The following is a 24,392-nucleotide window of genomic DNA, read 5'->3' on the forward strand; positions in this document are numbered from 1 at the left end:
CCGCCGAGACCCCGGGACACTGCCGCTGGCAGCCCGGGGTCTCGTCGCGTACCCGGGGTCTCGGCGAAGAAGAAGGGGGGCTAGGCGAAGAGGGGGGCGAGGTTCTCGTTCCACACGTCGACACCGAGCTTCGCGATGAGAGCCACCACCACGACGAGGAACACCACGCGGATGAACGTCGTGCCGCGGGAGATGGCCATCCGCGAGCCCAGGTAGCTGCCGGCGACGTTCGCGACCGCGAGGATGCCCCCGAGCAGCCACAGCACCGAGCCGTGCGGGATGAAGAGGAGCAGCGCCCCCGCGTTCGTCGCGAGATTCACGATCTTGGCCTTCGCGCTCGCCTGCAGGAAGTCGTACCCCAGCAGCGCGACGAGGGTGATCACGAGGAAGGTGCCCGTCCCCGGACCGATCATCCCGTCGTAGAACCCGATGCCGAGCCCGGCCAGCCCGGCCATGATGTGGTGCTTGTGCCCGTGGAAGCGCAGCTGCGTCGCCGCCCCGAGCTGGGGACGGAGCGCCGTGAACAGGGCGACCGCCAGCAGCGCGATCACGATGATGGGCTTGAAGGCGGCCGGGGGCAGCACCGTCGCGACCGCCGCGCCGCCGAACGAGCCGATCAACGCGATCACCGCCATCGGCAGGGCCGTGCGGAGGTCGGGCTTGGCACGGCGGTAGTAGGTGATGCTGCTGGTCGCGGTCCCGAACACGGAGGCGAGCTTGTTCGTCGCGAGCGCCTGGACCGGGGCGATGCCGGGGATGAGGAGCAGTGCCGGAAGCTGCAGCAGTCCTCCGCCGCCGACGACCGCGTCGATCCACCCGGCACTGAACGCCGCCACGATGATGAGGATCAGCATCCCCCAGGTGAGCTGCTCGAGTCCGAGGAGGCTACCGATATCCACCCCGCCATGATTCCAGACCCGCGGGCACCGTCACGCATCCGCGCCGCTGGCAGACTGGGGTCATGCTTCCCGCTCTCCCGCTGCCGCACCCGTTCGCGTCGAGGAGCGGGGACGCCGTGCTCCGGAGAGCGAGCGAGGCCGACGCCGACGCCGTCATCGCGCTGCTCGCCGACGACCCGATCAGCGCCGCCCGCGGCGACGTGGCCTCCGACGAGGACCGCCCGGCGTACGAGCGCGGCCTCCGCGAGATCCTGGCCGATCCCTCCAACGACGTCCTCGTGGTCGAGCTCGACGGCGCGGTGGTCGGCACCCTCCAGCTCACGTCGATCCCGGGCATGGCACGCCGCGGCGCCCGGCGGCTGCTCGTCGAGGCGGTCCGGGTGCGCAGCGACCTCCGCTCGTCCGGCATCGGCTCCGCGGTCATGCGGTGGGTCGGCGATGCCGCGGCGCCCGCCCTCGGCGCGGCCATGGTGCAGCTCACCTCTGACGCCGCCCGCACCGACGCACACCGGTTCTACGAGCGCCTCGGCTACGTGGGCTCGCACCGCGGCTTCAAGTACACGGTCCGGCACGACTGATCCCCCGGCGCATTCCTGCGCCACCCGCCCGACACCGACCGTTCACCCGCGCCGCTCCCCGCGGCTACCTCGGGCTCATAGTGTCCTCTCGCAACCCGACACCGGCGTGCAACGCCGGACACCGAGAGGACACTCATGGCACGCTCCATCCGCCGCGCACGCATCGGCGCCGGCATCGCCCTGGCCACCACGGCCGTCATCGCACTGACCTCCTGCGCCTCGGCGACCGACGCCCCGGCCGCCGGCGACGACGCCGTGGACGCGGCGAGCGCGACGTCGGTCGAGGACTTCGGCTCGTTCGCCGACCTCGAGGCCGCCGCGAAGGAGGAGGGTCAGCTCAACGTCATCGCCCTCCCGCGCGACTGGGCGAACTACGGCGAGATCCTCGACCTCTTCGCCGAGAAGTACCCCGAGATCACCATCAACGAGGCGTCGCCCGACGTCTCCAGCGCCGAGGAGATCCAGGCCGCCGAGACGAACAAGGGCCTCGACACCGCCCCCGACGTCTTCGACCTCGGCCTCACCGTCGCTCTGCAGAACATCGACGCCTTCGCTCCTTACAAGGTCCAGACCTGGGACGACATCCCCGACGAGCTGAAGGAGCCCACCGGCCTCTTCGTCGGCGACTACGGCGGGTACATGTCGATCGGCTACGACTCCTCGAAGTTCGAGGCGCCGGCTGAGCTGTCCGACCTGCTCTCCGCCGACTACAAGGGTGCCGTGGCCATCAACGGCGACCCGACGCAGGCCGGCGCCGCCTTCGCCGCCGTGGGCCTGGCGACGGTGCAGTCGGACGGCACGCTCGACGACTTCCAGCCGGGCATCGACTTCTTCGCCGACCTGCAGAAGGCCGGGAACCTGCTCAAGGTCGACGTCACGACCGCGACCGTCGCCAGCGGCGAGACCCCGGTCGTCTTCGACTGGGACTACCTGAACGCCGCGCACACGGCCGACAACCCGAACTGGAAGGTCGAGGTCTTCGACGGCACCGGCTACGCGGGCTACTACAACCAGGCCATCAACGTCGACGCGCCGAACCCGGCGGCCGCGCGTCTGTGGCAGGAGTTCCTCTACAGCGACGAGGTGCAGAACCTGTGGCTGAAGGGCGGCGCCCGTCCGGTGCGCATGGAGGCGATGACCGAAGCGGGCACGATCGACGAGAAGCTCGCGGCGGCTCTCCCGGAGGCTCCGGAGGAGACCGTCGTGCCCACCGAGGAGCAGTCCGAGAACGCCGGCACGCTGCTCGGCGAGAAGTGGGCAGCGGCGGTCCAGTGACCTCTCTCGTCGCACCGGGGGTGGATGCCGCGGCGTCCGCTCCCGTCACCGCCGCCGGACCCGCGTCGCACGCGCGGGCCCGGCGGTCTGCGCCGTCCCCGGCGTGGCTGGGGCTCGTGCCCTTCGCCGCCTACGTGCTGCTGTTCCTCGCCCTGCCCACCGTGCTCGCGATCGGCTCCGGGTTCTTCGACGGCGACGGCGCTTTCACCTGGACGAACGTCGCCGCCCTCGGCGACCCCGTCGTGCTCACGACCTTCGCGAACTCGGCGGGGCTGTCCCTGCTCACCGCGGCGGTCGGCGCCACCGTCGGCGCCTTGGTCTCCTATGCGTTGCTCGGCATGAACCCGGACGGCGTCGTGCGGCGATCCGTGGACGCGGCCGCCGGGGTCCTCGCGCAGTTCGGCGGCGTCATGCTCGCCTTCGCCTTCATCGCCATGATCGGCATCCAGGGCGTGGTCACCGTCTTCCTCCGCGACACGTTCGGCATCGATATCTTCGCCGAGGGCACCTGGCTGTACGAGCTGCCCGGCCTCATCCTCCCGTACATCTACTTCCAGGTGCCGCTCATGGTCATCACCTTCCTCCCCGCCCTCGCCGCCTTGAAGCCGCAGTGGGTCGAGGCGAACCTCACCCTCGGGGGCAGCAGGGCGAGCTTCTGGCTGCGGATCGGCCTCCCGGTGCTGGCGCCGTCGTTCCTCGCGAGCCTGCTGCTGCTCTTCGCGAACGCGTTCTCCTCCTACGCCACGGCCGCGGCGCTCGCGAGTCAGGGCTCGCAGATCGTCCCGCTGCAGATCCGCACGGCGCTCACGAGCGAGACGCTGCTCGGCCGGGAGAATCTCGCGGGCGCTCTCGCCCTCGGCATGATCGTCGTGGTCGGCGTCGTGATGGCGCTGTACTCGGTCATCCAGCGACGCGCCGCGCGGTGGCAGGCATGAACGGCCTCGCCCCGTCCCGCGCGACCCGTGCGGTGATCGGCATCGTGGTCGGCGCGTTCTTCGCTGTGCCTCTCGTGTCGACGTTCCTCTTCACGCTGCGCGGCACGGACGGCCTCTCCTTCGCGCACTGGGCCGCCCTCGTCGACCCCGCGGCGTCGGCGAGTCTGAAGCCCATCTGGACGGGGCTCGGCAACTCGCTGATCCTCGCGGTGGTGACCGTGGCGATCGTGCTGTTCCTCCTGGCCCCCACGATGATCCTCGTGAACCTGCGCTTCCCCAGACTGAAGGCGGCCTTCGAGTTCGTCGCGCTCCTCCCGATCTCGATCCCCGCGATCGTCCTCGTGGTGGGCCTCGCGCCGATCTACCTGCAGATCGGTCGGACCCTCGGCACCGGCACCTGGACCCTCGCCTTCGCCTACGGCGTCACAGTCCTCCCCTTCGCGTTCCGCTCGATCCAGGCGTCCATCGATGCCGCCGATCTGCGCACGCTGTCCGAGGCAGCACGCTCGCTCGGGGCGGGGTGGCCGACGGTCGCGCTCCGCGTCCTCGCGCCGAACCTCCGACAGGGACTGCTCGCCGCCGCGCTGATCTCCATCGCGGTGGTTCTCGGGGAGTTCACGATCGCGTCCCTGCTCAACCGACAGGTCTTCCAGACGGCGATGGTCGTGGTGCAGAAGCAGGACCCGTTCGCGCCCGCGATCTTCACGCTGCTCGCCCTGCTGTTCGTCTTCCTCCTGCTCCTACTCATCGGCCGCGTCGCCCGCGGTCCGCGAAAGGCCCGCTCATGACCCTCGATCACGCGCTCCCGCGCACCAAGGACAACCTGCTGCTCGCCCAGGCCGGCGAGGGCACGCGGGTCGAGCTGCAGGGCATCGTGAAGAGCTACGGCGGCACGAGGGTGCTGCACGGCGTAGACCTCGACATCGCTCCCGGGGAGTTCGTCTCGCTGCTCGGTCCGTCCGGCTGCGGGAAGACCACCCTGCTCCGCGTGCTCGCCGGACTCGAGGGCGCCGACGAGGGCACCGTCCTCCTCGGCGGCGGAGATGTCTCGCGTGTGCCGACCAACCGGCGCGACATCGGGATGGTGTTCCAGTCGTACTCGCTGTTCCCGCACCTCCGCGTCGTCGACAACACGGCCTTCGGGCTCCGTCGTCGGGGTGTCGGCAAGGGCGAGGCGGCGCGACGGGCCCTCGACGCGCTCGCCCTCGTGGGTCTGGCCGACCTGGCCGACCGGTTCCCGCATCAGCTCTCCGGCGGGCAGCAGCAGCGGGTGGCCCTGGCTCGCGCCCTCGTCACGGAGCCTCGGGTGCTGCTGCTCGACGAGCCGCTGTCGGCACTCGACGCGAAGGTGCGCGTGCAGCTCCGTGACGAGATCCGGCGCATTCAGCTGCGGCTCGGCATCACGACCGTGTTCGTCACGCACGATCAGGAGGAGGCCCTCGCGGTGTCCGACCGGATCGCGGTCATGAACGCGGGTCGCATCGAGCAGATCGGCTCCCCGGAGGAGCTGTACACCACCCCCGCGAGCGCCGAGGTCGCCGCGTTCGTGGGCCTCTCCAGCGTCGTGTCCGGGGTCGCCGAGGGCGATCACGTCGTCGTGTGGGGGCAGCGTCTTCCCTTGCAGACCCCCGCCGATGGCCCCGTCGACGTGTACCTCCGCCCGGAGAACGTGCGCTTCACCTCCGCGGAGGATGCCGCCACAGATGCCCTCGTGGAGGAGAGCACGTTCCTCGGCAGCATGCGGAGGACCCTCGTGCGCACCGAGTCGGGCGAGCTCGTCCGCGTGCAGCACGCACCCACCATGCACCCGTCGTTCGGTGACCGCGTCCGCATCGCGGTGACCCCTGCCCCGGTGGTCGCGCGCCCCCGCGGCTGACCCGAGACCCCGGGTTCACGTCGAGACCCCCGGCTGCAGACGTCTGCAGCCGGGGGTCTCGGCGAATGCCCGGGGTCTCGGCGACACCACGGCGGAGCGAACTACAGGACGCGGGAGAGGAAGTCCTTCGTGCGCTGGTGCTGCGGATTCGCCAGCACCTCGCGGGGGTCCCCCTCCTCGACGATCTGTCCGCCGTCCATGAAGATCAGCCGCGAACCGACCTCGCGCGCGAAGCCCATCTCATGCGTCACGACGAGCATCGTCATGCCCTCATCGGCCAGCGACCGCATGACCTGCAGGACCTCGCCGACGAGCTCCGGGTCGAGGGCCGACGTGGGCTCGTCGAACAGCATCATGTCGGGGTTCATGCACAGCGCCCGCGCGATGGCCACCCGCTGCTGCTGTCCGCCGGACAGGTGCCCGGGGTACGCGTCGGCCTTCTCCGCGAGCCCGACGCGCTCGAGCATGGCGCGGGCCACCTTCTCCGCTTCGGCCTTCGAGCGTTTCTTGACCCGCTGCTGCGCGATCGTCAGGTTGCCGAGCACGCTGAGGTGCGGGAACAGGTTGAAGCTCTGGAACACCATCCCGATGCGGGTGCGCACGCGGTCGATGTCGATGTCGGGATCGGTGATGTCGATGCCCTCGATGAGCACCTTGCCGCCCGTGGGCTCCTCCAGGAGGTTCACGGAGCGGAGCAACGTCGACTTGCCCGACCCGGACGGGCCGATCACGCAGACGACCTCGCCGGCGAGCACCGTCAGGTCGATGCCCTTGAGCACCTCGTTGTCGCCGAAGCTCTTGTGCAGGTCCTGGATAGCGATCGCGGGGGCCTGCACGTCGATCAGGTCGGTGCTCATCGTGTCCTCGCCATCCGACGCTCCAGCCACGCGCTGAAACGCGTGAGCGGGATCGTCACGATCAGGTAGAGGATCGCCGCCATGATCAGCGGCGTTCCGTTGGCGTTCTGCGTGCTGGCGTCACGGGCGAAGGTCGTGAGTTCCTTCGACCAGATGAACGTGCCGACGACGAACAGCAGCGACGTGTCCTTCAGCAGCAGCACGAACTCGTTCGTCAGCGGCGGGATGATGATGCGGAAGCCCTGCGGCACGACGATCCAGAAGGTCGTCTTCATGGGCGACATGCCGAGCGATCGCGCGGCCTCGGTCTGCCCCTTCGGCACCGCCTGGAGTCCCGCGCGGATGGTCTCGGCCATGTACGCCGACGCCACGAGCACGAGACCGATCAGGCCGAGCACCACGGGACCGCCGAGCTCCTGCGCCCGCACGCCGAGCGCGATCGGCACGATGAACCCGATGGCGAAGATCGTGAGCAGGGCGGGGACCCCGCGGAACAGTTCGATCCAGACGGTCGCGATCCACCGGAACGGACCGATCTCGGACAGCTTCATCAGCGCGAGGATCACGCCGAGGAGAAGGCCGCCGGCGAACGCCACCGCCGTGAACCACAGCGTGTTGACGAGCGCGGTCGTGATGATCCCCGGCAGCATCTTGGCTGCGACCTCGGGGTTGAAGAAGAGCTGCCCGAGCCGGGACCAGTCGGTGCTGAACGCGACCCAGACGGCGATCGCGATCAGCACCGCATAGACGGTGTACCGGTAGAGCTTCTGCTTGGTGGTGCGCCTCAACGCCATTGTCAAGGTCCTCCCGACCTCCGTGTTCCCCGGCTCAGTTCGCCGTGAAGTACTGGTCGTAGATCTTCTGGTACTCGCCGTTGTCCCTCAGATCCTTGAGCGCACCGTTCACGGCGTCGAGGAGCTCGTCCTTCTCGCCCTTCGCGAATGCGAAGCCGTAGGACTCGTCGGTCTCGTAGGTCTCGACGATCTCGTACGCGGAGTCGGCCTTCTCGTGCTCGAGGTTGACGGGCTGGTCCTGCAGGATCGCGTCGATCTGCCCCGCCTGGATGGCCGGCCACAGCTCGCCGTCCGACGGGTACTGGACGAGCTGCGCGCCCTTCGCGTTCTCGGTCGCGTAGGCCTCACCCGTCGTACCCTGCTGCACGCCGACGTTCTTGCCGTCGAGGTCGTCGATGGACGTGATGCCGGAATCGGTGCGCACGAGGAGCGACTGCAGCGAGTCGTAGTACGGGTCCGAGAAGTCGATGTTGGCCTTGCGCTCGTCGGTGATCGTCATGGCCGAGGCGCCGACGTCGCAGGTACCGGCGGCGAGGGTCGTGCCGGACTGCAACGCGTCGAAGCCCACATCCTGCACCGAGAGCTCGAGGTCGAGCTGCTCGGCGATCGCGCCGAGGAGGTCGATGTCGAAGCCGGTGTACTCGCCGTCGTCACCCTCGAACTCGAACGGCGGGTAGGGGATGTCGGAGCAGACGGTGAGCGTGCCCGCCTCGACGAGGCCGTACTCGTCGCCCGCGGCGGGCTCGCCACTGCTGCCCGCATCGGAGGAGCCGGTGGCGCATCCGGCGAGCGCGAGGGTGGCGGTGGCCGCGATCGCGAGGCCGGCGAAGAGGTTACGACGGGACATGTCGGCTCCTGAGAGTCGGGGGGCGGGTGAGCCCACGGACGGGTAGGAGTTCATCTAAACATGCGGCTCGTCGCGTGACCAATGACATCCCCTCGCGCCGCATCACGTTTGTGTTTCGGTGCCGCGGGGACGAGCCTCGACGCTCAGACCTCGGCGTCGACCGCCACGCGACCGGCGACGACCGAGCGGATGTACCCGGCGACCTCCTCGTGCGCGGGGTGCACCTGATACTGCTCCAGCTCCGCGACGGAGTCGAAGTCGGCGACCAGGGTGACGTCCCAGTTGGCGTCGGGGTACACGTCGTTCGCGCCGGCCCAGATGCTGCGCAGCTGCGGCACGACCCCGTCGAGGGCGTTGAGGCGGCGGGCCACCTCAGCCGCCTGGGCCTGCCGCTCCCCCGCGTCCTCCGCGGCGAGCTTCCAGGTCACGACATGGCGGATGGTCATCGCAGCTCCTTCTGGTCGGCGCGGGCCTCCGCGTCGACGGCTTCTTCCAGCGCCTCGCGCAGTCGGTCGGGGGACACGCGCCAGTGCGCATGCAGTCGCCCGTCGATGAGGACGACCGGGATCTTCTCCCACCACTGCTCGTACAGGGCGCGGTCGTCCTGGATCGACGCCTCGACGATGTGGATGCGCTCCGCGGCGGCATCCGGCAGCTCGCCGACGACCGCGTCGACGACCTCGGAGGCCACCGCGCACAGATGGCAGTCGGGCTTGCCGATGAGGGTCAGCGTCGTCACGACGACGGGACCTCGACCTCGCGTCCCTGCGCGATCCACTCGCCGGTGCCGCCCTCGACGTTGGTGGCGTCGTAGCCGCGGGCCTCGAGCGCTTCGACCACACGGGCCGAGCGGCCGCCGGCCTGGCAGATCACGTCGAACGACTCCGCGGGAAGCTCTTCCAGGCGGTTGCCGATCTCGGACATCGGGATGTTCACGGCGCCGGGGACGTGTCCTGCCTGGAACTCGTTCACCTCCCGGACATCGATGAGGGGCGTGCCGGAGCGCTCGGCGAGTTCGGCGACGGTGATCGACTTCATGACATCCTCTCGGCGGTGCGGAACGGCGCGCAGAGACACAAAGCGCCCGTCCGAAGACAGGCGCTCGGTGTCTGGCCGCTTACTTCTTGTTGCGGCGCTGGTGGCGAGTCTTGCGAAGCAGCTTGCGGTGCTTCTTCTTCGCCATGCGCTTGCGGCGCTTCTTGATGACAGAACCCACGGAAACCTCACTAAGTCAGGGGCTGGGTGTCGCCGGAATCGGACACCCGGGTACGAGCACGAAAAATGCCTCGGATCATCCTAGCAAACTCAGGAGGGTGCCCCGCGCCCTCCGTCAGCCGGCGTCGGCGATGGGCCGCTGCAGAGCCTCCGCGACGGCGGACTCCGGCACGCGGTAGCTCCGTCCGAACCGGATGGCGGGAAGGTCACCGGCGTGCACGAGCCGGTACACGGTCATCTTGGACACGCGCATGAGCTCGGCGACTTCGGCCACCGTCAGGAATCGGACGTCTGGAACCTCGGGCATCCCACGTACCCCTTTCTCGATGAGCACACTCTATGGGGTCGCTGGGACGCGTGTAAACCCGCGTGACTGCTGTGATCAGTGAGATATCGGCATGGTCGCGAACGCCCGGACCGGGAACGTGCCGAACCCGCGGATCGCCGGAGGGGCCGCGGTGAACCGCGCCCCGCGCGCGGGGAGGCGGTCAAGAGCGGTGAGGTGCTCGACGACGTGCACGCCCGCTGCGAGGAGGATGCTGTGCGCGGGTCGCTCCCCGCCGCTCTCCGTGTCGTCGATGTTGAGCGCGTCGATGCCGACGAGGCGCACCCCGGCATCGACGAGGAATCGCGCGGCGTCCTCGGCGAGGAAGGGTGCGCCCGTGCCGTAGTCGGGGGTGCCGAACAGGCGGCTCCAGCCGGTGTCCAGGAGCACCGCGCTGCCGCGGAGCTCGCGGTCGGCGAGCGTCGCCGCCCTGATGCCCCGCCGTTGCGGCGTCCAGGCGTCGCGGAGGTGGAAGACCTCGGCGGGGAGATCCACGAGGCTCTCCAGGTCGAGCGCCGCCAGGTCCGCCCCGTCCGCATAGCGGTGGAACGGGGAGTCGAGGTACGTCCCCGTGTTGCCGATCATCGTGATCACGTCCATCGCGAACTCCGTCCCCGGCGCGTAGCGCTCGCGAGAGGCCGCGCGGGTGAGGTGCGGGGTGATGCTCGGCGCGGGCAGCCCGGGATACGTGACCATGCCCTCGGCGATCGGGTGGCTCAGGTCGACGACTCGGTCGGCGCGATCTGCAGGAGCCGGTGCCACGACGCCACGACTGCCTCGGTGCGGCTCGGAGACGATCTGCAGGTCGCGGAGCTCGACCCCGCCCACGAGCGTCAGGCCGAGGTGTGACACGAGCAGGCTCGAAACCTCCTCGGCCGTCATGTCCTTCCGCGGCAGATCGAGTCGGAACCCCTGTCCCTGCAGCCCGCCGCCGTTGGCGAAGGTGATCGCGAAGTCGAAGTGCGCGCGGTACTCGTCCGTCATGTGCCCATCCTGCCCGACGGGCTCCTCCGGAACGATGCGTGGCCCCGCCCTGCCCCACCGGCACGCCGACGTCCAGCCCGCGCATAGCCCGCATTGCCCGATCGCTCAGACAGCCCTGCCAATGTCGAGTGCAGGACCCGTGCCGGCACCTGCCGAGTCCGCGCGGATCTGGGGTCCGCACACCGCCCCCGACGGCATCCCCCCTGCCGTCGGGGGCGGTTCTCCGTCCGGGCGGGGCGTCGGGTCAGGCGCCGAGGCGCTTCAGCGCATTGGCGACCACGTGCTTGGCGGATGCCGCTGCACGCCCGACGACCTCGGCCGCGTGTGCAGCACCGTCGGGGGTCGGAGCGCCCGGGTATGCGATGTCCGGCGCGGTGTCGCCGAACGCGTCGACGAGGAACGGGACCAGCCAGTCGTCGACGGCCTCGAGCGGCGCGACGGACAGGCTGTAGAAACGGCGCTGGCCGTCTTCGCGGACGGTCACCAGCTCGGCGTCCCGGAGCACCTTGAGGTGCTTGGAGACCGTGGGCTGGCTGATGCCGAGGTCGGCGACGATCTGGCTCACGCTCGTGCCGGACTCGCCTTCGGACGTGCGGCGGAGCAGGAGCTGGAGGATGTCGCGCCTCGTACCGTCTGCGATCACGTCGAAGATGTCCGTCATGTGATCAGGGTAGTGCGCCCCGGCACGGAGTACCATGACGAAGGCTCGGCGAGAGGCGCCGTGCTGCCGCCGGGGAACGGACGGCGCAGAAGAAGGGGGCAGCGATGTCGGGCATCGTTTCGGCGTCGTCTCCTCGCACCGGTCTCCCCGGAGCCGCCGGCCGGGTGAAGCACCTCATCACCTCGTCGCCCTCCCGGTTCGCGATCGCCGTCTTCGCGCTGCTGATCCTCGTGTTCACGGTGCTGTTCTCGCTGCCGATCGCCTCCGCCAGCGGCACGGTGACACCGCTCAGCGATGCGCTCTTCACCGCCGTCTCCACGATCTGCGTGACGGGCCTCGCGACCGTCGACATGGCCAACCACTGGTCGCCCTTCGGCCACGTCGTCGTGTTCATCGGCGTCAACATCGGCGCCCTCGGCGTGCTGACCCTCGCCTCCCTCATGGGGATGCTCATCTCGAAGCGCCTCGGCCTGCGGGCCAAGCTCATGGCGGCCGGCGACACGAATCCGCTCCGCGCGCACGGCGGCGTGGTCAACGAGAGCCAGACGGTGCGCCTGGGCGAGGTGGGCCAGCTGCTCACCACGGTCGCCCTCTCGGCCCTCTTCATCGAAGCGGCCCTCGCCGCCCTCCTCTACCCGGCGCTGGTGATGGCGGGGGTGGACCCGATCGCCGCGCTCTGGGAGGCCCCGTACTTCTCGGCGATGGCCTTCACCAACACCGGCTTCGCGCCGAACGACGGCGGGGTGGCCGTCTTCGCCGACGACTACCTCGTGCTGTCACTCCTCATGGTCGGCGTGTTCCTCGGGAGCATCGGCTTCCCGGTGATCTACACGCTCGCGAAGCACGTCTGGCACGTCAAGCGCTGGTCGCTGCACTCGAAGCTGACCATCGTCACCACCGTGCTGCTGTTCATCCTGGGCGCCGCCGCCTTCCTGATCCTCGAGTACAACAACCCGAAGACCTTCGGCTCGATGGACGCCGCTGACACGACCTTCCAGGCGTTCTTCCTCTCCGCGATGACCCGCTCCGGCGGCTTCAACGTCATCGAGATGGACGACCTCAACGGCTCGTCGCTGCTCGCTGCCAGCATGCTCATGTTCGTCGGCGGCGGGTCCGCGTCGACGGCGGGCGGCATCAAGGTGACCACGCTCGCGGTCCTCGCGATCGCCGTCTGGTCCGAAGCGAAGGGCCGCCAGTCCGTCGAGGCGTTCGGCCGCCGCATCCCCAGCGACGTGCAGCGCGTCGCCCTCAGCGTCGTCGCCTGGGGTGCCACGATCGTCGCCCTGTCGACCATCGTGATCGCGCAGATCACCAAGGCCGACATCAGCCACGTGCTCTTCGACGTCATCTCCGCGTTCGGCACCGTCGGGCTCTCCACCGGCCTCACCGGGGAGCTGCCGGATTCCGCCTCGTACGTCATGGCCGCGACGATCTTCATGGGCCGCGTTGGTACAGTGACTCTCGCTGCGGCAGTCGCCGCGACATCGCGCACGCAGTACTACTCACTGCCCGTGGAAAGGCCGATCGTTGGTTGAAGTCCTTCGGGGGGACGCTCCCGTCCTCGTCATCGGTCTCGGCCGGTTCGGCGCCGCCTGCGCCGGCGAACTCGACCGCCTCGACCGCGAGGTGCTCGCGATCGACGACAACCTCGAGCTCGTGCAGAAGTGGTCGGACCGCGTCACGCACACCGTGCAGGCCGATGCCCGCAATATCGACGCGCTCCGTCAGATCGGCGCCCAGGACTTCCAGGTCGCGGTCGTCGCCGTCGGCTCCTCGATCGAGGCGTCGGTGCTCATCACGGCCAACCTCGTCGACCTCAAGGTGCCGCAGATCTGGGCGAAGGCGGTCTCCCAGTCGCACGGCAAGATCCTTGCCCGGGTGGGCGCCAACCACGTCATCTACCCCGAGCGCGAGGCCGGCGAGCGCGTCGCGCACCTCGTGAGCGGGCGCATGCTCGACTTCATCCGCTTCGACGACGACTTCGTCCTGGCCAAGATGTACCCGCCGAAGTTCATCCGCGGCGTCGGCCTGAACGAATCCGGTGTGCGCTCGAAGTACAAGGTCACGGTCGTCGGCGTGAAGAGCCCTGGCAAGCCGTTCCGGTACGCCGAGGCCAACACCATCGTCACTAACCACGACCTCATCATCGTCTCCGGGACCAACAGCGACATCGAGCGGTTCGCCGCCCTCGACCGCTGAACCGGGTCCTCCCCGCGACGGATGCGCCCGCCACGGCCGCCGTGGTGGGATGGGGGCATGAGCGATCACGCCCCCGCACCGCCCGTCCTCGCCCTCCGCGGGCTCCGCAAGCAGTTCGGGCAGAAGGTCGCCGTCGACGCGCTGTCCCTGGACGTCCCCGCAGGCTCGATGCTCGGGCTGCTCGGCCCGAACGGTGCGGGCAAGACGACGACGCTCGCCATGACCACGGGGCTCCTGCGCCCGGACGCCGGGACCGCCTGGGTGCTCGGCGCCGACGTCTGGCAGGACCCTGCCGCCGCGAAGGCGCGGATGGGGGTGCTCCCCGACGGCATCCGGATGCTCGACCGCCTCACCGGCGCCGAGCTGCTGCGGTACACCGGCCTGCTGCGCGGGATGCCGGAGGCGGAGGTCGTCTCCCGCTCCGGTGAGCTCCTCGACGCGCTCGGCCTGACGGAGGCCCGCGACACGCTCGTCGTCGACTACTCGGCCGGCATGAAGAAGAAGATCGGCCTGGCCTGCGCGCTCATCCACGCGCCCCGGCTGCTGATCCTCGACGAACCGCTCGAGGCGGTCGACCCGGTCTCCGGACAGACGATCCGGCAGATCCTCCGCTCCTTCGTGGACGGCGGCGGCACGGTCGTCCTCTCCAGCCACGTCATGGAGCTCGTCGAGTCGCTGTGCGACCGCGTCGCCATCGTGGCCGAGGGCCGCCTGCTGGCACACGGTGCGCTCGACGAGGTGCGCGCCGGGCTCACGCTGCAGGAGCGCTTCCTCACCCTCGTGGGCGCGCACGACCTCGGAACGGAGACGCTCGCGTGGTTGCGCTCCTCGTAGGCCTGCGGCTGCGACAGCTCGGACATCAGCTCAGGCGCAACCCCTGGATGATCGTGACCCTCGCGATCGTGGGTCTCATCGCGCTGAGCATGCTCGGGCTGCTCACCGTCGGGCTGATCGCCCTGCGGGTGGGAGCTCCCGACGCCGCCGTGACCGCGATGGTGCTCACCGGCGCCGTCATCGTGCTCGGGTGGTGGATCGGGTCGATCCTGGTCAGTGCGGACGACTCGCTGGCACCTGAGCGCTTCGCCCTGCTCCCGGTGACCGCCCGTTCTCTCCTCCCCGGACTGGTCGTGGCGGGGATGACGACGATCGGCGGCATCGGCACCGCCCTGGCCCTGCTGCTGATGCTCGTGGGATGGTCGGTCAGCGTTCCGGCCCTCCTCGTCGCGGTGCTCATGGTCCCGGTGGCCCTCGCGACCTGCGTCCTCGGCGCCCGCGTCGTCAGCGGTCTGCTCGCGGGGTGGCTCGCCCGTCGGCGGACGCGAGACCTCGTCCTCACCCTCGGCGTCGTGCTGCTGGCCTCCTCCGGCCTCCTCCTGAACATCGGGCTGCAGGCACTGTCGACCGTGCGCGACGTCGGCGGCGCCTTCACGACGGTCGCCGAGATCGCCGCGTGGACGCCGGTGTCGGCCGTGTTCGGGGTCCCGGCCGCGGTGGCACAGGGCGACGTGCTCACCGCCCTCCTGCGACTGCTCGTCGCCGCCGGCACCCTCGTCGTCTTCTGGGTCGCCGCGCGCCGAATGCTCGATGCGCGCCTGGTCGCGCCGCTGCAGTCGAGCGGCGGCGGACGCGTGCGCTCGGGCGGCCTGCTCGACCGCCTGCTCCCCGCGGGCCCCGTCGGTGCCATCGCGGGACGGACGCTCCGTTACTTCCGCCGCGATCCGCGTCAGGTCGTCAACATCGTGATGCTCCTGCTGCTCCCGGCGATCTTCCTCGGACTCGCGCTCATGAACGGACTGCAGCAGGACAGTGCCGGCTTCGCGCCCGCGATCACCCTCATTCCGGCGATCAACGCCCTGTTGGCCGGCAGCATCGTGCAGATGGCGATCGCCTACGACAACGATGCCGTCGCGCTGCACATCCTCACGGGCGTGAGCGGCACGGCCGACCGCGCCGGACGGCTGCTCGGATTCGCGCTGATCGCGGTGCCGATCACGGTCCTCCTCTGCGTCGCGAGCTGCCTGCTGGCCGGGCGTCCGGATCTGCTTCCGGGCAGCCTGGGCGCCGCTCTCGGGCTCATGGCGGTGTCGGCGGGAGCGGGGTCCTGGGTGGGGGCGTTCCTGCCAGGACGTGCTCCGGCACCCGAGGCCAACCCGTTCGGACGCGGGTCCTCCGGCGGCGCGCAGTCCTTCCTCGCGATGCTCATCATGTCCCCGATCACGCTGCTGCTCGGCGGCCCCGCCCTCGGCTTCGCGATCGCGTCGATCTGGATCCCGCCCCTGGGCTGGGCGAGCCTCGCGGCCGCCGTCGTCCTCGGGGGCGCGCCCCTCTGGGGCGGCACGGTGCTCGGCGGTCACGTCCTGCAACGGCGCTGGCCCGAGGTGCTCACCGAGGTCGCCAGCGACGCCTAGCCGCACGACACCTCGCCCGCAACAGGCACTCGCGCGGGTTCAGGCTCCAGGAGTGCTGGCTGCCTGAACTCGCGTGGTCGCCTGCTCCCCCGCCGCCCTCGCCACAACAGGCGCTCACGCGGGTTCAGGCTCCAGGAGTGCTGGCTGCCTGAACTCGCGTGAAAGCCTGCCTTCGCGGGGTGGAAGCGCGCGAGAACAGGCGGGATCAGGCGCCGGCGGCGAGCTCCTTCGCGCGAGCGAGGGCGGCGACAGCAGCGGCGGCGAAGGTGTCGGACAGGTGCGCGTCCTGGAGCACGGCGACCGCGCGCTCCGTCGTCCCCTTCGGGCTGGTCACCCGGCGGCGGAGCTCGGCGGGGTCCTCCCCCGTCGAATCCAGCAGCGCGGTCGCGCCGATGAAGGTCTGCTCGGCCAGCAGACGGGCGTCCGCGTCGGCGAAGCCCATCTCCCGCGCGGCTGCGGTGAACTGTTCGATGAGGAGGAAGACGTACGCGGGACCGGAGCCCGAGATCGTCGAGAGCGCATCGATCTGTGACTCGGGGACCTCCACCACCGCGCCCACCGTCTCGAACAGACGACGCACGAGCGCGAGGTCGTCGGGGGTCGCCGCGGCGCCGGCCGCGAGCCCGGTGACCCCCTTGCGGATCGTCGACGGGGTGTTCGGCATGGAGCGGATGACGCGGGCTTCGGCACCGAGGACGTCGGCGAAGGTCTGCAGCGTGACACCCGCGGCGAGGCTCACCACGACGGTCTCCGCGGCCAGGTGCGGCGCGATCTCGCGGAGGAGGTCGGGGACCATCGCCGGCTTCACCCCGACCAGGACCACCCGTGCGCCGGCCACGGCCTCGGCGTTCCCCTCCGGCTGCTCGGACAGCGCGATGCTCGTGACGCCGTCGAGACCCGCGAACGCCGCCGCCTTCTCCGGCGTGCGGTTCGTGGCCGTGATCCCTCCCTGCACGGGGACGCCCGAGGCGAGCACGCCGCGGAGGATCGCTCCCCCCATCGATCCGGCACCGAGGAACGCGAGGGACGGGAGCGCATCAGCCATGTCGTCATCCTACGGCGGGCGCTCCTGTGGCGGCCGGGTTGCCGTCCTAGACTCGTCGCATGAGTGCATCCGGAGGCAGCAAGGCCATCGTCGCGGCGTTCCTGGCGAACCTGGGCATCGCCCTCGCGAAGTTCCTCGCGTGGGCTCTCTCCGGCTCGGCATCGATGCTCGCGGAGGCGATCCACTCCGTCGCCGACTCCGGCAACCAGCTGCTGCTGATGCTCGGCGGGCGCAAGGCGAAGCGCCATGCGGACCGTTCGCACCCGTTCGGCTACGGCCGCGAGCGCTACGTCTACGCCTTCGTCGTCTCGATCATCCTCTTCTCCGTCGGCGGGCTCTTCGCGATCTACGAGGGTGTGGACAAGCTGACCCATCCGCATGAGATCGATCAGACCTGGTGGTGGCTCCCCCTCGTCGTGCTGTTCATCGCGATCGGCCTGGAGTCGTTCTCGCTGCGCACCGCCGTGCGCGAGAGCAACGTCGTGCGCGAGAAGGGGCAGTCGTGGTTCTCCTTCGTACGACGGTCCAAGGCGCCGGAGCTCCCCGTCGTCCTCCTCGAGGACGTGGGTGCCCTCACCGGACTCACCTTCGCCCTGCTCGGCGTCGGTCTCACGCTGCTCACCGGCAACCCCGTCTTCGACGCCCTCGGCACGGTGATGATCGGCGTCCTGCTCGTGCTCATCGCGATCGTGCTGGGTGTGGAGACCAAGAGTCTGCTCGTCGGCGAGGGAGCGACCCCCGCCGACTACGACCGGATCGTGGACGCGATCAACGACGGCCCGGAGATCGAGAAGATCATCCACATGAAGACCCTCTACCTGGGGCCCGACGAGCTGATGGTCGCCGCGAAGATCGCGCTCAGCGCCGACAAGCCGCTGCGCGAGGTCGCCGACGACATCGACGAGATCGAGGCCCGCATCCGCGCCGCCGTGCCGGTCGCCCGGGTCGTCTACATCGAGCCGGACGTCTACCGTCCCGCGATCGATCCGGAGCCCTCGACGGACGTCTTCGTCCTCAAGTCCTCGGACTGAGCGTTCAGCGACGGTCCTCGAAGAAGGCCCGGAGCAGCGCGATGGACGCGTGCTCGTCCACGCCGCCGATCACCTCGGCGCGGTAGGGCAGGCGCCGGTCGCGCAGCACGTCGTACATCGATCCGGCCGCTCCCGCCTTGTCATCCCACGCGCCGAAGACCACGCGGCTGATGCGTGCCTGCAGGATCGCGCCGGCGCACATCACGCAGGGCTCGAGCGTGACGACGAGCGTGCAGCCGTCGAGATTCCACGATCCCCGGTGCGCCGCCGCAGCGCGGATGGCTTCGATCTCGGCGTGCCCGGTCGGATCGTGCGTGGTCTCGCGGGTGTTCCGCCCTTCGGCCAGGACATGCCCGTCGGCATCGAGGACGACGGCGCCGACCGGGATCTCCGCGGCGTCCGCGGCCTCGGCAGCGAGCTCGAGGGCACGCTGCATCGCACGGCGGTCGGCGGCGGTCATGCCCCGAGCCTACGACAGCGCGCGGTGTCCGCCACGGCACCCGATGTCGTGCGCGGACGCGGGGCGCATTAGCCTGTATCCATGCGTGTTCACGTCGCCGACCACCCTCTCATCACCCACAAGCTCTCGGTGCTGCGCGACGCGCGCACCCCGTCGCCGGTCTTCCGCCAGCTGACCGAAGAGCTCGTGACGCTCCTCGCGTACGAGGCGACCCGGAATGTGAAGGTCACTCCGATCGAGATCACGACACCGGTCACCACGACCACGGGCGTGAAGATCTCCGAGCCGCGACCCATCGTCGTCCCCATCCTGCGCGCCGGTCTCGGCATGCTCGAAGGCCTCGTCAAGCTCCTCCCCACCGCGGAGGTCGGTTTCCTCGGCATGGTCCGCGACGAGGAGACCTTCGAGCCCACCACGTACGCCGAGCGGCTTCCGGACGATCTCTCCGACCGCCAGTGCTTCGCGATCGACCCGATGCTGGCGACGGGCGGCTCGCTCGCCGCCGCGATCCAGTTCCTGTTCGATCGCGGTGCGAAGGACGTCACCGCGATCTGCCTGCTCGGCACTCCGGAGGGTGTGGCGGCGATCGAGGCGATGGCCGGCGACCGTGACGTGACCCTCGTCCTCGGAGCGCTCGACGAGCGCCTCGACGAGAAGGGGTACATCGTGCCCGGTCTCGGCGACGCGGGAGACCGGCTGTACGGCACCGTCTGAGGCCGTCGCCGCCGTTCCCACGTCAGAGGGCCAGGCGGTAGCCGCGTTCGTCGCCGTAGCGCGTGAAGCCGGCTCTCGCGAGGATCGGCGCCGATGTCGAGACACGGCCCTTGACGAGCGCAGTCCTCGCACCGCGCGCGGCGCTCTGCCGCAGGCGTTCCGCGAGGACCGCTCGATAGACGCCGCGACCACGATCGGCTTCGAGCGTCGCCGCTCCCCACAGTCGAGTGAACCCGTCGACGATGGTGCATCCCCCCGTGCTCACCGCGCGTCCGTCGATGCGCCCGAGCACCCGGAAACCGGTACCGGCATCGAGAGCCCCGGTCAGCTCGGCGAACTCGGCACGCAGACCGTCGTCGTCGAGGGGCTGCTGCTCCCAGACCGGGACGTTGATCGCATCGACCTCGCGGAGCTGATCCACGGTCCGCACGACCTCGGCGGAGACCCCGGGCGGCACGCCGACCGCGGCTCCACTGGTCGGACGCGCGAACACGGTGACGGTGTCGAAGTGCACGGCACCGCGGCGTCGGAGCTCCTCTTCGAGGTCGGGGTCGTCGGCGGGATTCGTCCAGAACGTGAACACGCTCTCGCCCCAGGCTCTGGTGCGCTCCAGCGCCCCGTCCAGCACCTCGGCGGCGGGGCGCGCGGACGTCACCTGCGAGCCGCGGACGCCGCCCCCGAACCGCTCCGGGTACCGCACGAGGAGCAGGTCGCCGCGGACATGCTCGCTGCCGCGCGGAAACCAGGCCCACGCGGCGGCGGCACGGAGGATGTCCGCCTCGGTCGGCGTGCCGTCGGCGGCCGGTGCAGGAACCGTCGTCGTCATGAACCCTCCTCCTCAGCGGCCCCCACGAGGCGGGCGAAGGCACTGAGCCGGGCGACGCCCTCGGGCGTGTACGGCAGGTCGTCGAGCAGCGCCGGCGAGTGGATGAGGTAGGCCACGACCTGCGCCCGGGAGATCGCCACGTTGAGCCGGTTCTGCAGCAGCAGGAACTCCGGGCCCCGGGGAGCGTCTCGGCCACTCGACGCCGCGAGCGTCGTGATCGAGACGACGGCCTCCTTGCCCTGGAAGTTGTCGACCGTGCCCACCGGGACGCCGCCGAAACCCGCCGCGGCGAGCGCGTCGTGCACGAGCTGCCGCTGCGCGTTGTACGGCGCCACGACGATGATGTCCTCCGGCGTCAGTGGCCGCACGGTGCCCGCCGCATCGTTGTCGTGGAAGGCGCGGCCCACGAGGTCGCGGACGATGCGCACGACCTCCTCTGCTTCCTCCGGCGACTGGGTCGCGTTACCGCGGTGGCGCAGCGGCACCACGTGGAGGCCCGGGTCGATGCCCTCGACCGCGCGCCGCTCGGTACCGGGTGCGGAGGCGAGCTTCCCGGCATAGGCGAGCTTCGACACCGGAGCCGCGACGTGCGGGTGCATCCGCCAGGAGCGCGCGAGGAAGTAGCCGTACTCCGGGCGCACGACGGGGTCGCCGTCCATCACCCAGCCGAGCGCGGACGTGTCCACCGGCTCCGGGTGGGCGCCCTGGCTGACCTGGGGCAGCTGCTGCGGGTCGCCGAGGAGGAGGAGCCTCTGCGCGCCCGTGGCGACCGCGATCGTCGAGGCGAGCGAGAACTGTCCCGCCTCGTCGATCACGAGCAGGTCGAGCTCTCCCCTGGCCACCCGCTGCGTGTTGCTGAAGTCCCAGGCGGTACCGCCCACGACGGCGCCCCCGTCTGCGTGCTCCGCGAGGAAGGCGGCCATGCCGGTCTTCGGGATCACCGTGTACCCGGGATCGGCGTTCGCGTCCTTGGGGCACTTCGCCACCTGACCCGGGGCGACACCGTCGGCGACGACGCGCTCCAGAAGCGTCTCGATGATCGCGTGGGACTGCGCGACGACGCCGATCCGGAAGCCGTGCTCTGTGACGAGCCGGGCGATCACCTGGGAGCCCGTGTAGGTCTTCCCCGTGCCTGGAGGCCCCTGTACGGCGAGATAGCTGCGGTCGAGGTCCAGGATCCCGCGGACGATCGCGTCGATCGGGTCGTCGCCGGCGGCCGGGAGCGCGTTCCCCGACACGGTGCGCGGAGGGAGGCGGCGGAGGATGTCGGTCGCCGCGTCCTGGGGGAAGTCCGGAGCGGCCGCGTGCACCGCATCGGCCCATTCGTCGATCGCCTGCTGCAGCGACACCACCCGTGGCGGCGCGGCGGGAGTGAGGGCGACGGGGAGGTCATCCCAGGTCTGCCCCTGGACCGCGGACTCCGCCACGAGATAGCCGTCGTCCAGCACCTCGACGACCGTGACCCCGTGCGGCACGTGCACCGCGCGCGACGGGACGTCGGTGTCGAACGGCGCCGGGACGTCGTAGAGCGCGAACGGCTGGGCGCCCGGACCGAGCGTCGTGCCAGGGGACACCTCGCCGCGGATCTCCAGCTCGCGCGACAGGACTCTGCGGCCCTCGCCGATGCTCCAGTCCCGGCGGACCCGCGAGCGGGTCGCATCGACCTTCACCACATCGCGCGTGCCGTCCCACATCGTGACCGGCTCCCGCAGCCGCTGGAAGTGCGCGACCCAGAAGCTCTTCGCCTCGCGCGGGAAGTAGTCGATGGCGGCCGCCGCGAGCCGGTGCACGAGCCCGTCATCACCGGTCTCCGCCGCACGCTCCGCATCGCCGAGCAGCGCGAGCGAACGCGGCGACGGCTCGTAGATGACCTCGTCCGCGTCGTCCGGCGGGGCCGGCGTGACCCCCTCCGCGCGGGCGATGTCGATGAGCCAGTTGCGCAGCCGCCGGGTGGAGACGCAGTCGTAGCGGTTGTAGTCCGCGAGGTCGGCGAGCACCGCGTCGGCCTCGGCCTGCGCCCCCGCTGCCGCGAGCTCCCGCGCCGCGACGTACTGCACGATGGAATCGTCGCCCTTCTGGACGTCGCTCGTGCGCACGTCCTCCCCCATGTAGAGGGGCTCGAGCTTCTTGATGGAGTAGGACCGCGAACCGACCCGCACTGTGCGCAGCACCAGCGGGTACAGGTCGACGAACACGCCCTCGCGGAGCAGGCGGTCCACCTCACCCTCGCGCACCCCATGGCGGGCGGCCATCGCGACCAGGTGGGAGGTCTCGTAGGGGGCGTAGTGATAGATGTGCATGCCGGGGTGGGCGGCGCGACGCGCCTTCACGAAGTCGAGGAAGGTCTCCAGCGCCCGACGCTCCTCCGCGAACGAGTGCGCCCAGAGCGCGGTGTACTGGTCGGCGTTGTCGACCCAGCCGAACAGATAGTCGATGCCCCACTCGGCCTCGCCGTCGGGAGCGGGCTCGGTGTACAGCGGATCGCCCTCGAAGTCGAAGAAGATGTCCCCGTGGCTGGGCACAGGGAGGGTGTGGATCGCCGCGGCATAGTGCACGTCGTACGTCGCCGCGCCCTCGGCATCCGCCCGCAGCTGCACGCGGGCCTGGGCGCGGAGGTTCTCGAACGTGTCGACGTTCATGCCCTCCGGTGCCTGGGTCGCCGCGGCCAGGTCGTCGATGGTGAGGATCCCGGCGGCGCGCAGACGGGCCCGCTGCACCGGCCGCATGCGGGCCACCATGAGGAGGTCGCGATGGGCCAGCACCTGCTCCTCGCACGTGGCGCAGCGCCCGCAGGCGACCACGCGCAGGTCGCCGCGGTCGTCGCCCCACGCGAGCGGCGCCCCGGCCGCGCCGTCGGCCACGGCGCGGTCCGCGATCAGAGCGCGCAGCCGCGCCCGGCGCACGCGGAACAGTGGGAGGAGGTCGTCGACCGCATGCGTGCTGACGCTGTTGTCGCCGTGGATGAGGTCGACCTCGTCCGCACGCGGGATGCCGAGCCGGTCGAGCTGGTCGACATATGCCGCGAGCTGCATGAGTGCGGTCACCCGGGCCTTGCGGGCGAGCTTCGAGTCCTGCACGCGCCAACGCCCGTCCGCATCGCGGCGGAGGAAGTCGGCGAACCCGACGAACTCGTCGGTGGCGAAGGCCGCCTGGAAGACGACCAGCGCGTCCGAGCGCAGAGCGCTCAACGTCTCGTCGACGGCGGCAGCCAGCGCGTCAGGATCGCTCGACGAGACCTTGGCGATCCGATGCACCCGCTCGTCGCCGAGCTCCCGGATGTAGCGCTCGAGCACGTTCTGCTCGTGCACGTCTCCGAGCTGGGCCGCGCGGAGGAGCGTCGCGTCCTCCGGCTCCTCCACCGCGGGGACTCGACCGAGCTTCGCATCGATCGCGCGGGACCAGGCGAACTCGCACTCGGCGGCCGCCTTGAGGTCGCTCGCGCTCCAGATGACCCGCTGCGCCTCTGTGTCGATCCGCACGATTCTCCCGTTCTGTCGGCTGCTTCGACACTATCCGCGGCATCCGACACGGCGAAAAGCGGGCGGTCCCGCGTGAGGCGCCCCGGGTCAGCGCCACCAGGTGTCGTCGGGCGTCACGGGCAGATGACGCTTGTGCTGAGTCGCGAGATACCGCGCCTCGATGCGCCCGGCGACCTCGGGGTCGACCTCCCGGCCCTCGAGGAAGTCGTCGATCTGCTCGTACGTCAGCCCGAGCTCGTCCTCGTCGGTGCGCCCCGGCTGGTCGTCGAGGAGGTCGGCCGTCGGCACCTTGAAGGCCAGGCGCTCCGGGGCGTCGAGGAACTGGAGCAGGGCGCGACCCTGTCGCTTCGTGAGCCCGGCGAGCGGGAGGACGTCGGCCGCGCCGTCGCCGAACTTCGTGTAGAAGCCCGTGATGGCTTCGGCGGCATGGTCGGTGCCGATCACGATCAGACCCTCGTGCCCGGCGAGCGCGTACTGGGTGACCATGCGGAGGCGGGCCTTGATGTTCCCGCGGTTGAAGTCGGAGATGTCGCTGGAGACGGCGGACTCGATGTCCTTCTCGACACCCTCGACCCCGTTCTGGATGTTCACCTCGATCGACGAGTCCGGCGCGATGAAGTCCAGCGCGGCCTGCGCGTCGTCGGCGTCGTGCTGCACGCGATAGGGCAGGCGCACCGCGAGGAAGGTCGCCTCCCCGCCCTCGGCACGCACGCGCTCCACCGCGAGCTGGGCGAGGCGCCCCGCGAGCGTCGAGTCCTGTCCGCCGGAGATGCCGAGGACGAAGCCCTTCGCGCCCGTCGTCCGCAGGTAGTCCGCGAGGAAACCGACGCGACGCTCCACCTCCGCTTCGGGATCGATGTCGGGCCGGGCGCCCAGGTCTTCCGCGATCTGCTTCTGCAACGACACGTTGTCCTCCGCTCATCGGTTCACTCCAGTATCGCCCTTCCGTGTTTCCGGCGGGTCACGCCACTGCGCCAGGACGCG

At 70.4% G+C, this 24,392-nt stretch carries 27 protein-coding genes; 11 read left to right on the forward strand and 16 right to left on the reverse strand.

Going from position 1 to position 24,392, the window contains the following annotated elements; translation table 11 throughout:
* Window positions 1-80: 80 nt before the first annotated feature.
* Complete coding sequence (locus ACIGJI_RS06560) at window positions 81-854, reverse strand: TSUP family transporter (protein WP_187664096.1); 774 nt, start codon at window positions 852-854, stop codon at window positions 81-83.
* 107 nt (window positions 855-961) lie between these two features.
* Here ACIGJI_RS06560 and ACIGJI_RS06565 point away from each other — a divergent pair, with 107 nt between their 5' ends.
* The 5 genes from ACIGJI_RS06565 to ACIGJI_RS06585 all read left to right on the forward strand — a co-directional run bounded on the left by ACIGJI_RS06565 (window position 962) and on the right by ACIGJI_RS06585 (window position 5,563).
* Window positions 962-1,477: a GNAT family N-acetyltransferase gene (locus ACIGJI_RS06565; protein ID WP_363445434.1), complete on the forward strand. Its 516-nt coding sequence runs from the start codon at window positions 962-964 to the stop codon at window positions 1,475-1,477.
* Window positions 1,478-1,612: 135 nt separating this feature from the next.
* Window positions 1,613-2,752 carry an ABC transporter substrate-binding protein gene (locus ACIGJI_RS06570; RefSeq protein ID WP_363445432.1) on the forward strand — a complete coding sequence of 380 codons (1,140 nt, stop codon included), beginning with the start codon at window positions 1,613-1,615 and terminating at the stop codon, window positions 2,750-2,752.
* Complete coding sequence (locus ACIGJI_RS06575; RefSeq protein WP_396654789.1) at window positions 2,749-3,687, forward strand: ABC transporter permease; 939 nt, start codon at window positions 2,749-2,751, stop codon at window positions 3,685-3,687. Before ACIGJI_RS06570 ends, ACIGJI_RS06575 begins: the two co-directional genes overlap by 4 nt.
* Window positions 3,684-4,475: an ABC transporter permease subunit gene (locus ACIGJI_RS06580; protein WP_363445430.1), complete on the forward strand. Its 792-nt coding sequence runs from the start codon at window positions 3,684-3,686 to the stop codon at window positions 4,473-4,475. Before ACIGJI_RS06575 ends, ACIGJI_RS06580 begins: the two co-directional genes overlap by 4 nt.
* The gene (locus ACIGJI_RS06585) at window positions 4,472-5,563 is read left to right on the forward strand and encodes an ABC transporter ATP-binding protein (RefSeq protein ID WP_363445428.1); all 1,092 of its coding nucleotides are present in this window, start codon (window positions 4,472-4,474) and stop codon (window positions 5,561-5,563) included. Before ACIGJI_RS06580 ends, ACIGJI_RS06585 begins: the two co-directional genes overlap by 4 nt.
* A gap of 101 nt (window positions 5,564-5,664) precedes the next feature.
* Here ACIGJI_RS06585 and ACIGJI_RS06590 read toward each other — a convergent pair whose 3' ends face one another.
* The 10 genes from ACIGJI_RS06590 to ACIGJI_RS06635 form a co-directional block, all read right to left on the reverse strand.
* Window positions 5,665-6,420: an amino acid ABC transporter ATP-binding protein gene (locus ACIGJI_RS06590; protein ID WP_187663319.1), complete on the reverse strand. Its 756-nt coding sequence runs from the start codon at window positions 6,418-6,420 to the stop codon at window positions 5,665-5,667.
* Window positions 6,417-7,214 (reverse strand): amino acid ABC transporter permease, encoded by a 798-nt coding sequence (locus ACIGJI_RS06595; RefSeq protein ID WP_363445426.1) that lies wholly within the window; start codon window positions 7,212-7,214, stop codon window positions 6,417-6,419. The genes ACIGJI_RS06590 and ACIGJI_RS06595 overlap by 4 nt, the downstream gene beginning before the upstream one ends.
* Window positions 7,215-7,248: 34 nt before the next feature.
* Entirely contained in the window at window positions 7,249-8,061 is an 813-nt protein-coding gene (locus ACIGJI_RS06600; RefSeq protein WP_187663317.1) for a basic amino acid ABC transporter substrate-binding protein, read from the reverse strand.
* 143 nt (window positions 8,062-8,204) lie between these two features.
* Window positions 8,205-8,507 carry a Dabb family protein gene (locus tag ACIGJI_RS06605; RefSeq protein ID WP_363445424.1) on the reverse strand — a complete coding sequence of 101 codons (303 nt, stop codon included), beginning with the start codon at window positions 8,505-8,507 and terminating at the stop codon, window positions 8,205-8,207.
* Window positions 8,504-8,800, reverse strand: coding sequence for a glutaredoxin family protein (locus ACIGJI_RS06610; RefSeq protein ID WP_363445422.1), 297 nt, complete (start codon window positions 8,798-8,800; stop codon window positions 8,504-8,506). The genes ACIGJI_RS06605 and ACIGJI_RS06610 overlap by 4 nt, the downstream gene beginning before the upstream one ends.
* Entirely contained in the window at window positions 8,797-9,099 is a 303-nt protein-coding gene (locus tag ACIGJI_RS06615; protein WP_187663315.1) for a rhodanese-like domain-containing protein, read from the reverse strand. The genes ACIGJI_RS06610 and ACIGJI_RS06615 overlap by 4 nt, the downstream gene beginning before the upstream one ends.
* Before the next feature lie 79 nt (window positions 9,100-9,178).
* Window positions 9,179-9,277 carry a 30S ribosomal protein bS22 gene (locus ACIGJI_RS06620; protein ID WP_003792170.1) on the reverse strand — a complete coding sequence of 33 codons (99 nt, stop codon included), beginning with the start codon at window positions 9,275-9,277 and terminating at the stop codon, window positions 9,179-9,181.
* A 114-nt stretch (window positions 9,278-9,391) separates the two neighbouring features.
* Window positions 9,392-9,583 (reverse strand): helix-turn-helix domain-containing protein, encoded by a 192-nt coding sequence (locus ACIGJI_RS06625; protein WP_025104463.1) that lies wholly within the window; start codon window positions 9,581-9,583, stop codon window positions 9,392-9,394.
* Window positions 9,584-9,658: 75 nt separating this feature from the next.
* Window positions 9,659-10,585 carry a cyclase family protein gene (locus ACIGJI_RS06630; RefSeq protein ID WP_280567198.1) on the reverse strand — a complete coding sequence of 309 codons (927 nt, stop codon included), beginning with the start codon at window positions 10,583-10,585 and terminating at the stop codon, window positions 9,659-9,661.
* A 244-nt stretch (window positions 10,586-10,829) separates the two neighbouring features.
* A complete protein-coding gene (locus ACIGJI_RS06635) occupies window positions 10,830-11,246 on the reverse strand; it encodes a metalloregulator ArsR/SmtB family transcription factor (RefSeq protein ID WP_363445420.1) in 417 nt (138 codons plus the stop codon).
* Window positions 11,247-11,350: 104 nt separating this feature from the next.
* On the opposite strand from ACIGJI_RS06635, the gene ACIGJI_RS06640 reads away from it, so the two are divergent.
* From ACIGJI_RS06640 to ACIGJI_RS06655, 4 genes are read left to right on the forward strand one after another with little or no spacing between them, the layout of a single operon-like run.
* Window positions 11,351-12,781 (forward strand): TrkH family potassium uptake protein, encoded by a 1,431-nt coding sequence (locus ACIGJI_RS06640; RefSeq protein WP_187663312.1) that lies wholly within the window; start codon window positions 11,351-11,353, stop codon window positions 12,779-12,781.
* Window positions 12,774-13,445 carry a TrkA family potassium uptake protein gene (locus tag ACIGJI_RS06645; RefSeq protein ID WP_025104470.1) on the forward strand — a complete coding sequence of 224 codons (672 nt, stop codon included), beginning with the start codon at window positions 12,774-12,776 and terminating at the stop codon, window positions 13,443-13,445. The genes ACIGJI_RS06640 and ACIGJI_RS06645 overlap by 8 nt, the downstream gene beginning before the upstream one ends.
* A gap of 57 nt (window positions 13,446-13,502) precedes the next feature.
* Window positions 13,503-14,279, forward strand: a complete 777-nt coding sequence (locus tag ACIGJI_RS06650) for an ABC transporter ATP-binding protein (protein WP_280567205.1) — start codon at window positions 13,503-13,505, stop codon at window positions 14,277-14,279.
* Window positions 14,261-15,853, forward strand: a complete 1,593-nt coding sequence (locus ACIGJI_RS06655; protein WP_363445418.1) for a hypothetical protein — start codon at window positions 14,261-14,263, stop codon at window positions 15,851-15,853. The genes ACIGJI_RS06650 and ACIGJI_RS06655 overlap by 19 nt, the downstream gene beginning before the upstream one ends.
* 205 nt (window positions 15,854-16,058) lie before the next feature.
* Here ACIGJI_RS06655 and proC read toward each other — a convergent pair whose 3' ends face one another.
* Window positions 16,059-16,898 carry a pyrroline-5-carboxylate reductase gene (gene proC, locus ACIGJI_RS06660; RefSeq protein ID WP_363445416.1) on the reverse strand — a complete coding sequence of 280 codons (840 nt, stop codon included), beginning with the start codon at window positions 16,896-16,898 and terminating at the stop codon, window positions 16,059-16,061.
* A 59-nt stretch (window positions 16,899-16,957) separates the two neighbouring features.
* Here proC and ACIGJI_RS06665 point away from each other — a divergent pair, with 59 nt between their 5' ends.
* Window positions 16,958-17,929, forward strand: a complete 972-nt coding sequence (locus tag ACIGJI_RS06665; RefSeq protein WP_187663308.1) for a cation diffusion facilitator family transporter — start codon at window positions 16,958-16,960, stop codon at window positions 17,927-17,929.
* Between the two features lie 4 nt (window positions 17,930-17,933).
* Here ACIGJI_RS06665 and ACIGJI_RS06670 read toward each other — a convergent pair whose 3' ends face one another.
* Complete coding sequence (locus ACIGJI_RS06670; protein WP_363445414.1) at window positions 17,934-18,389, reverse strand: nucleoside deaminase; 456 nt, start codon at window positions 18,387-18,389, stop codon at window positions 17,934-17,936.
* An 81-nt stretch (window positions 18,390-18,470) separates the two neighbouring features.
* Between ACIGJI_RS06670 and upp the strand changes: the two genes are divergently transcribed.
* Window positions 18,471-19,103, forward strand: coding sequence for a uracil phosphoribosyltransferase (gene upp / locus ACIGJI_RS06675; RefSeq protein ID WP_025104476.1), 633 nt, complete (start codon window positions 18,471-18,473; stop codon window positions 19,101-19,103).
* A 22-nt stretch (window positions 19,104-19,125) separates the two neighbouring features.
* Here the strand turns inward: upp and ACIGJI_RS06680 are convergent, their stop codons facing one another.
* From ACIGJI_RS06680 to nadE, 3 genes are all read right to left on the reverse strand, one after another.
* The gene (locus ACIGJI_RS06680; RefSeq protein WP_363445412.1) at window positions 19,126-19,929 is read right to left on the reverse strand and encodes a hypothetical protein; all 804 of its coding nucleotides are present in this window, start codon (window positions 19,927-19,929) and stop codon (window positions 19,126-19,128) included.
* On the reverse strand, window positions 19,926-23,408 hold the full coding sequence (locus ACIGJI_RS06685) for a TM0106 family RecB-like putative nuclease (protein WP_363445410.1): 3,483 nt from the start codon (window positions 23,406-23,408) through the stop codon (window positions 19,926-19,928). Before ACIGJI_RS06685 ends, ACIGJI_RS06680 begins: the two co-directional genes overlap by 4 nt.
* An 87-nt stretch (window positions 23,409-23,495) precedes the next feature.
* Window positions 23,496-24,314, reverse strand: a complete 819-nt coding sequence (gene nadE, locus ACIGJI_RS06690) for an ammonia-dependent NAD(+) synthetase (RefSeq protein ID WP_062635667.1) — start codon at window positions 24,312-24,314, stop codon at window positions 23,496-23,498.
* Between the last annotated feature and the right edge of the window lie 78 nt (window positions 24,315-24,392).

The sequence above is a fragment of the Microbacterium sp. NPDC064978 genome (assembly GCF_044543605.1).
In the GTDB taxonomy this organism is placed as follows: Bacteria; Actinomycetota; Actinomycetes; order Actinomycetales; family Microbacteriaceae; genus Microbacterium; species Microbacterium meiriae.